This is a genomic window from Mycobacterium sp. (assembly GCF_032159565.1).
In the GTDB taxonomy this organism is placed as follows: domain Bacteria; phylum Actinomycetota; class Actinomycetes; order Mycobacteriales; family Mycobacteriaceae; genus Mycobacterium.
Window position 1 is genome coordinate 1 of sequence record NZ_JAVHWR010000187.1, and the last position, 8,267, is coordinate 8,267.

Annotated in this window: 6 protein-coding genes; 4 read left to right on the plus strand and 2 right to left on the minus strand. The window is 63.4% G+C overall.

Annotation, left to right across the window (positions count from 1 at the left end; translation table 11 throughout):
• Window positions 1-216 precede the first annotated feature (216 nt).
• A complete protein-coding gene (locus QOC76_RS25315) occupies window positions 217-1,146 on the plus strand; it encodes a dienelactone hydrolase family protein (RefSeq protein WP_526361615.1) in 930 nt (309 codons plus the stop codon).
• A gap of 19 nt (window positions 1,147-1,165) precedes the next feature.
• On the opposite strand, the gene QOC76_RS25320 is transcribed toward QOC76_RS25315, so the two are convergent.
• Together QOC76_RS25320 and QOC76_RS25325 are read right to left on the minus strand one after the other, a co-directional pair.
• Complete coding sequence (locus QOC76_RS25320; protein WP_526361617.1) at window positions 1,166-1,690, minus strand: Rv1352/Rv1906c domain-containing protein; 525 nt, start codon at window positions 1,688-1,690, stop codon at window positions 1,166-1,168.
• Between the two features lie 1,624 nt (window positions 1,691-3,314).
• A complete protein-coding gene (locus QOC76_RS25325) occupies window positions 3,315-3,968 on the minus strand; it encodes an Rv2240c family protein (protein WP_526361625.1) in 654 nt (217 codons plus the stop codon).
• 379 nt (window positions 3,969-4,347) lie between these two features.
• Between QOC76_RS25325 and QOC76_RS25330 the strand changes: the two genes are divergently transcribed.
• The 3 genes from QOC76_RS25330 to istB all read left to right on the plus strand — a co-directional run bounded on the left by QOC76_RS25330 (window position 4,348) and on the right by istB (window position 7,887).
• Window positions 4,348-5,052, plus strand: a complete 705-nt coding sequence (locus tag QOC76_RS25330; RefSeq protein ID WP_526361619.1) for an MspA family porin — start codon at window positions 4,348-4,350, stop codon at window positions 5,050-5,052.
• A gap of 526 nt (window positions 5,053-5,578) precedes the next feature.
• Complete coding sequence (gene istA / locus QOC76_RS25335; RefSeq protein ID WP_526361621.1) at window positions 5,579-7,090, plus strand: IS21 family transposase; 1,512 nt, start codon at window positions 5,579-5,581, stop codon at window positions 7,088-7,090.
• Window positions 7,087-7,887 (plus strand): IS21-like element helper ATPase IstB, encoded by an 801-nt coding sequence (gene istB / locus QOC76_RS25340; protein ID WP_526361623.1) that lies wholly within the window; start codon window positions 7,087-7,089, stop codon window positions 7,885-7,887. The genes istA and istB overlap by 4 nt, the downstream gene beginning before the upstream one ends.
• Window positions 7,888-8,267 lie beyond the last annotated feature (380 nt).

Below are 8,267 nucleotides of genomic sequence, written 5' to 3' on the forward strand. Positions count from 1 at the left end.
CCGCCTGCCAAGGAACTGCGACCGGTGCACACCACGATCGCGCCCGCCTCGCCGAGCGCCGCGGCGATGCCACGGCCCGCGCCGCGCGTCGCGCCTGCCACCACCGCCACCCGCCCGCGCAGCGCCCGGCCGTCCGGCCTCCAGTCCATAGCCCGAGTATCGCGCGAAAACCGATGCGTCTACCCGGCTTCGGCATTCAGCGGCATACTCGCCAGGGTGACTCCACTACAGCGATACATCGCAGAGGAAATCGCGACCGACCACGTCGACGGCCTGATGTCCCGCCGAGAGGCCCTGCGCAGGCTTGCGCTACTCGGCGTGGGCACGGCGGCGGCCACCGCGTTGATCGCCGCATGCGGCGAGAACAAGAAGCCCACGTCTGAGGCGCCCGCCACGTCGACCGGTGCAGTGACGTCAAGCGAGTCGGCTTCCGCGAGCGCCCCACCGCCCGGATCCGACAAAACGCTGCCGACCGAACCGATCACCTGGTCGGGGCCGCAGGGTGAGCTTCAGGGTGCATGGGCGGAGGCGCCGAACGCCCGCGGCGGCGTGCTCGTCATTCACGAGAACAAGGGCCTCAACGATTGGGTGCGCTCGGTAGCAGGCCGCTTCGCAGGCATCGGCTACTCGGCGCTCGCCATCGATCTGCTCTCGGCGCAGGGCGGTACCGCGAAGTTCAGCGATCCCGCCCAGGCCACGGCGGCGCTCGGCAACATCCCGAACGACCAGTTCGTCGCGAACCTCAAGTCGGGCGTCGGAGAACTGCAGCGGCGCGTACCCGACAAAAAGGTCGCGGCGGTCGGCTTCTGCATGGGCGGGGGACTGGTCTGGCAAATGCTCGCCGCGAGCACGCCGGAATTGGCCGCCGCCGTCCCGTTTTACGGGCCTGCCCCCGAGAACCCAGACTTCGCAGGCTCGAAAAACGCTGCAGTGCTTGCGTTCTACGGTGCGCTCGACGACCGGGTGACCAAAACCGAGCCGGTGGTCAGAGCTGCGCTGGAGAAGGCGGGGCTGGTGCACGACCTGGTCACGGAGCCCGACGCCAATCACGCGTTCTTCAACGACACCGGCGATCGCTACAACGCGGCGGCCGCCGCGGACGCGTGGCGCCGGGTGCAGGACTGGTTCGGCAAGTACGTGGTGTGAATGTATTGCGCCAGAACGGCTATGGCCGCAGCTGCCACGGCTTGCATCCGATTGTCGTAAAGTCGTTGTCCGACGGGCTGATTGTGATATCGCGCGGACCGGACTCATCTCCGGTTTTCACATTGCTGGCTTGCCCGTAAACCGTAGGTGCGCCGTTTTGCTCGCCAATGCCGCCCGTTGCCCAGTGACATGTGGGGACCAAGATCGGGTTCCCGTTCTCGTCGTATTGGTTGACGCGACGCAGCGGTCCGTCGGTGTGCCAAGTTCCAACAGCGATGTCCCGGCCCACCTTGTAGCTACCGTCGTGGTCGATCGTCGTGGCGGGCGGCGGCGGGGGCGGTAGCGGCGCGGTAGCGAGTGGCGTCGTCGGACCGCCAACCGGTGCCGACGGCAAATTGCACCCGACCAGCAGCAGGGTCGCGACAGCGATCCAAGCCCTCACGCCGCGCAATCGTACATTGATCCAAGGACGGTAAACCCTCGTGCACGGGTTGCCTCTGACCAAGATGCGCGCACCCCAGCTTTTCGACTCAGACGCGCGCATCTTGGTGCCTTAACGCCGCGCGTCATCTGTACCGCGCGGCGGGTTGAACGAAATCAACCGCAGCCACTCGGGTTCAAGCAGAGACCTTTGATGTAGGTGCCATTACTGCCAGGAACAACGTAGTTGAAGATTCCGTAATTTCCCTTCGGCTGACCGATGATTACCTGCGCAAAGCCGGTCCCGAAGAGGCTCCTCGTCGTGGTGCTGGTGGTCGAGCTGTTATTCACAGTGCTCGTGCTCAAGTTGGTATTCGCGGTGGTGCCCTGACCCGCAGTATCCGACTTGGTGTTGGGCGATCCGGTATTCGACGGTGCACTGTTGGACTGCTTCGTGTTTGTATCGTGCTTGTGTTCCGTTCCCGGCCACGCCTGGGCTGCGCCCGCGCCGAAACCAACGCTCAAAATCGCCGCGGTCGTAGCAGCGACTCCTGCCAGACCAGCAACCTTTGCGGCGCCGAGGCCGCCACCTCGGCCGCCTTGGTCGGCGCGGTGTTTTCCTTGATAAGCCGTCAGACATCTCCCTTGCTCAGTGCGTGTGTGGCGGTTAGCTGTTCCATCCGCCGGTCACCGTAATAACACCCCCGTCGAAGTTCTCGAAGCTTCACATGAACTCGAAGGAGCTAGGCGATGACAAGTTCGTGGCGACGGCGGCACAGGCCGGAAAGCTTTAAAGTTGCTGATTTGAAAAGCTGCTTTCAACAGTCAGCGCCAAGGCTTTCCAAGTAAGTCGCTGTGTCTGGTACCGAGCCAGCTAAATAAAAATGCTTTGCCTTCGTTGACGTTTCGACGATCACCTGCTTCCGAAACGGCACTATCTCAAGGGACCAGATTGCGGAACGACTAGGGCGGTGATCTGCGGGCAGACGGGCTCTGTACTCGTCTGAAGAATTCGCCATGGTTTGGTAACTGGTGGCGACGCCGCGGGATCGGTCGCTCCGGTTATCCCGGGACACCGGCCACGGACGAACTATATGTCGTCGCGCCGTTGGCGCAACTATTAAGCAGTGGCCGAGCACAACCGTGTTTGCTGATCGCCAACCGGTCGGCTTCTCGACTGCACGTCCTGACCGACGGTATGCGCATCCGCGATCGACGAGCAGACCTAGGATGTGATTTCGAGCGCCAAGAGAAGCAAGGTTTTCCTGTACAGGCATTCGTCTCCCCGCGGTCGCTGAGCGGTCGGCTCCCGTCGACGCAGCGTTTTGCACTTGTCGCGGGCTCGAAAAGTCCACAATGAAGGCGTTTGGCCCGCGATGCGGCACGCGACAGATCAAAGACATCTCGCAAGCCAACAGCGTTCGGCGGCCCCTTCGGTGTTGAACGATCTAAGCCGCGCAGGCCGTCATCGACTTCGCTGAATACGACGACGGCATCGGCCATCCGCTGATCCTCCAGAACGACACCGACAGTGTGGATCGCCGGGGCTCACGACAGTAGCGCATGTCCGATAATCCCGCCCCGGCGCCGCGCAACGGGCAAATTGCGCCGTCGTCTTTTCGTTGCTCGGCAGCTGTGCGGACACGCCGCTGATTGCCGATCACATCCGACGAGCCCAAAGCCTGCGTTTATGTTCGCGGTCACATAACATCTGACTCAGGCGAGCATACCGCCCGCCAGAAGCGGGCTCAGTCTTGCGGCATTTGAGCTGTCGCACACGCCATTTGAGCTTCTTTCGCGGTCCTGTTCAGGTCGGCTGCCGTCGAATTGAGGGAGTCACCCCCACCGCGGACGCTCATCACTAACACGAGCTTCGCGGCGCTCAGTGACCACGCTTGCATCGGCGCCGTTACCGCTGGGGACGCACCCGGAATCGTCGCTGCGGCGAGCGACGCGGCCGCGGCTTGGCGTAGGGCGGTCCTGCCAGCCACGTTCGCATTACTGACAGTCGGGCTACCGTAGTCCACGAAGTTGCCACTGCCGGCGCTATAGTCCGCGAAATCCTCATAGTTGATGGCGGCATAATTAACTGACTTGTTGAAGAGGTCGCATGCATCCCTGGTCGGATCACCGGAAGTCGACATCGTGGCTGCGTCGGGGGCCGGACCCTGAGGCGCACCAGTCGGTTGCAAAGGTGCGCCAGGCATAGCGCCTGCCTCCGGAAGCGCACCGGGTGCATCCGATGCAGCACCGTCCGGAAGCGCCCCTGGAACGGGAGCAGGCGGTTGAGGCTGATCAACGCCCGCGGGATCGGCGGATGCGACAGGGACGACAGCCAATCCGATGCCGAACACGATCAGTGTGGAAGCCACGGTCGGCCCACAGACGGGGAATGACTTCATCGTTTCCTTCCAGATAGTCAATTCTTGGCTCTCAGCCTGGTCGGACCCGTACCGGTACCGCCAGTCTGCATGCCGCCCGATCGCCACCGCGTCAACGCACGCCGTGCTAACAGGGCAGCTCCGCGATCGATGGTCGGTCGGATATCTTGCCTACTAGTAAACGATTGCCAAACAACGGGTTCCGCCGAGCGATCTATTGCGTGTCTTCACGGTCGATTCGTCGCAGGCGCCCGGTACGTCAACGATATGAGACGCCTGGTAGATGGAAATCGGGCGCCAGGCGTTAGCGCTGTGTTCACCGTTCGGACACTCGCTCCCTTAAAGATTCCTCAGTACAGATTCCGTGGGGAATTCGGACGATGAGAGGCGCCAACACGACATGTTTAATCGGTTTGCCACGCTGGCTGCAGCTTGCATGCTGGTCCCGATCGGGACAGCTCCACTGGCACTAGCGGATGAGCCGGCGCCACCGCCGCCTGCCGGCGACGCCGCTCCTCCCGGGGCTCCGGGCGGCCCTGGACCCGCCGGGCCTGTGCCATCCGCTCCTCCCGGCGTCCTGAAGACGCCCGACGGTTACACCCTCACAGTGCAGGGCGCCACAGAATCGATGGAGCCGGTGGCAGCGCTGACGGGTGCGCCCACCTCACGCGAGTACCTGGTAGACGGCACGTTCACCGGGTCGGTGACCGGTTCCGGTGGTCCGAAGCTCGCAGGCGGATCGCTCGAGGCCGGCTACCAGATCGGCTGCGGCATCGCCCAAGACGACATCGAGAGCATTATCTCAGCGGGCATCACCCCGGGCTTCCATATCCCGCTCATGGGCGGCAGCATTCTGCCGATCACCATCACGCCTTCGTTGAACTACCAGATGAAGATCGACCTCAAGCCCGGTACGGTCAACATCGTCCCGATCGATAAGAAGACGTTCAAGGGCACGAGCCCGAAGATCAACATCACCGGTCTACGCGTCAAGTTCGACCAGTGCGCGGGGTCGTCGTTCATCAGGTCGTACGCGACACTGACCAGCTCGACCGATGACACCGACGATGTTGTGACCTACATCGGCGTCACGAAGATGGTGTGACCCCGGCAGATCCAGTCTGCGGCGTCAGCTCGGCGTAGCCGAACAGCCCACGTCTAACGTCGTATGCCCCTCACCACAGGTGGGGGGCATACGGTTTTCTGAAGACAAGAACGGTATCGGCTTCGGCCGATTCGATGTAACGACGGTCATTAATCACCGTGTACGAAAGCCGCGATCGTTGTATTCGTCAATGCTTATAGCCGTGACGCGCGCCCTAGACGACAAGCATTGCCGAACAGTTGGAAAACTCGGCGCGGCTCGCGTATGCACAGCTTGCCAGCGTGGTATGCGAAGGCAGATTTCCATACGGCATTCGGTTTTGCACATCGCTCAGTGGTCGGGAACCGGGCGTGAATTGTTGGTGTCCGTGGCCATGAAAAAGTCCCCACTGGTGGCCAAGTGGAGGTACCCACTGGTGGCCAGATAAAAGTCCCCACCCCGTGTTCGTCGTGTCGATCAGGAACTGCGGGCCCCGATGGTGACGGTGAAGGCGCCAACCACTCATCGCCACCACCGGGGAGTTCCATTGAAGTCTGCGAAGGACCGCATGGACATCATTTCTGCCTACCAACAACTCGGGTCCTACCGAGCCGCCGCCGACTTGTGCGGCACCACCCATAAGACCGTTAAGCGTGTCGTCGGGAAGTTCGAGGCCGGCGACGCACCACCTGCTCCGCGGGTCGAACGGACCCACAACTACGACGCGGTGGCCGAGCTGGTCACCGAACGGGTCGAGAAGTCCCAGGGCCGCATCTCGGCCAAGCGGTTGCTACCGATCGCCCGCGCCGCGGGCTATGGCGGCTCGGACCGTAACTTTCGCCGCCTGGTCGCTGATGCGAAAGCGTTGTGGCGCAGCGAGAACCACCGCGGACGCCGACCAGCAGTGTGGTCACCGGGTGAGTATCTGGTGATCGATTGGGCCCAGGCGGCGCCGGGGTTGTTCCTGTTCTGCGCGGTGCTGGCGTTTTCCCGGTGGCGTTTCGTGGCCTTTGCCACCGATCAACGGGCCTCGACGACGTTGGCGTTGATCGCCGAAGCGTTGGCCGCGATCGGTGGTGTGCCCGCGCGGGTGCTGGCAGACCGGATGGCCTGCTTGAAGGGCGGCGTGGTCGCCGACGTGGTGGTGCCCACCCCGGACTACGTGCGGTTGGCCAGCCATTACGGCTTCGCACCGGATTTCTGCCACGCCAATGACCCTCAGTCCAAAGGGATCGTGGAGAACCTATGTGGCTACGCCCAACGCGACCTGGCCGTCCCGCTGCTGACCCAGGCCGCCATCGACGGCACCGCGGTCGATGTGCGGGTCGCCAACGCCGCGGCACGGGTGTGGTGCGCTGAAGTCAACGCGGCCTTGCATTCGGAGATCTGCGCAGTCCCCGAGGAGAAGTTGATTCTGGAACGTGAAGTGCTGCAACCGCTGCCGTCGCTGCGGCTGCAGATCGGGGCATCCTCGGTGCTGCGCAAGGTCGACCGGCTGTCCTGTATCCGCTATGCCTCGGCCCGCTACTCGGTACCCACCCGGCTGATCGGCACCAGCGTGGCCGTGGTGCTCGATCATGGCGCGGTCTGCATCGTCGAGCCCGCGACCGGCATGATCGTGGCTGAGCACGAGCTCGCCGCCCCAGGGTCCGCGTCGATCCTCGACGCTCACTACGACGGGCCGAGGCCGGTGCCGGACCGCGGGCCACGCCCGAAAACGACCATCGAGAAGCAGTTCTGCGCACTGGGCCCCGATGCCGAAGCGTTCCTGGTCGGGGCGGCGGCGATCGGCAACACCCGGCTGGGCTCGGAGTTGGAGATACTGCTGGCCTTGGGCGCTGCCCATGGTGAACAGGCGTTGGTCTCCGCGTTGCACCGGGCGGTGGCGTTCCGCAGGTTCCGCGCTGCTGATGTCCGCTCCATCCTGGCCGCCGGCGCTGGGACGCCGCAGCCCCGCCCCGCCGGGGATGCGTTGATCCTGGACCTGCCGGTTGCTCCCACCCGCTCGCTGGAGGCCTACAAAGTCGCCCCGGCGGCCGATGGCGGTGCGAACTCGTGACCACAACACCGGATAAGACGATCAAACCCGTTGCACCACCATCAGTTCCGAAACTAGCTGCTGATCTGGATGCCGGGTTGCGTCGGCTTAAACTGGCTGCGATCCGCCGCACCGCGCCCGAGGTGCTGCTGACCGCCAAGACGCAACGCTGGACCCCCGAGGAAGTGCTGCGCACCCTGGTCGAAACCGAACTCGCCGCCCGGGATGCTTCCAACATCGTCAACCGGCTCAAGGCTGCAGCGTTCCCGGTCCCCAAGACACTCGAGTCGTTCGACGTGGCCGCCTCCTCGATTCAACCCAAGGTGTTCGACTACCTGTCGAGCTTGGAATGGGTTCGTGCACAAGCGAATCTGGCGATCATCGGGCCCGCCGGGACAGGGAAATCGCACACCCTGATCGGACTCGGGACCGCTGCGATCCATGCCGGGCACAAGGTCCGCTACTTCACCGCCGCCGACCTCGTCGAAACCCTCTACCGCGGCCTGGCCGACAACACCGTCGGCAAGATCATCGAATCCCTACTCCGCGTTGATCTGATCATTCTCGACGAACTCGGCTTCGCCCCACTCGATGACACCGGCACCCAGCTGCTGTTCCGGCTCGTTGCCGGCGCCTACGAGCGTCGTTCCCTGGCCATCGCCTCGCACTGGCCCTTCGAACAATGGGGCCGATTCCTGCCCGAGCAGACCACCGCCGTCAGCATGCTCGACCGCCTCCTGCACCACGCCACCGTCGTCATCACCGACGGCGACTCCTACCGCATGAAGGACGCCCAACACCGGAAGGAGAACCCCTAACCAACCCGAGAATTACCGCACGGGGCGGGGACTTTTACCTGGCCACCAGTGGATACCTCAACTTGGCCATTGACATCACGCTTGAGTAGACAACCTCGGCGGCCCTCGGAACTTGACGGTCCGAACCGTACATCGGCATCGACGGAGGGCTTGCGCCTGCACCGGCGCACCGACTCGCCACAAATACTGAATCCGCCGGCCACAGGATAAATACCTCGAACTCAGAAATTCCATGGCCTGCCTCGCCGTGTCCAACGAGCGCGACGACACGAGCGAAACTCTGAGGTGTTCCTGATATCCGATAGAGACTTGGCAAACCTGGGGTACTTCAACGCCCATCGGCACGGGTCGCTGCGCTACGCCGGCAAAGATCTAATATA

Coding starts and splice junctions, on each gene's coding strand:
- QOC76_RS25325 (WP_526361625.1), bottom strand. CDS start 3,968: ATGAAGTCATTCCCCGTCTGTGGGCCGACCGTGGCTTCCACACTGATC.
- QOC76_RS25330 (WP_526361619.1), top strand. CDS start 4,348: ATGTTTAATCGGTTTGCCACGCTGGCTGCAGCTTGCATGCTGGTCCCG.
- QOC76_RS25320 (WP_526361617.1), bottom strand. CDS start 1,690: ATGCGCGCGTCTGAGTCGAAAAGCTGGGGTGCGCGCATCTTGGTCAGA.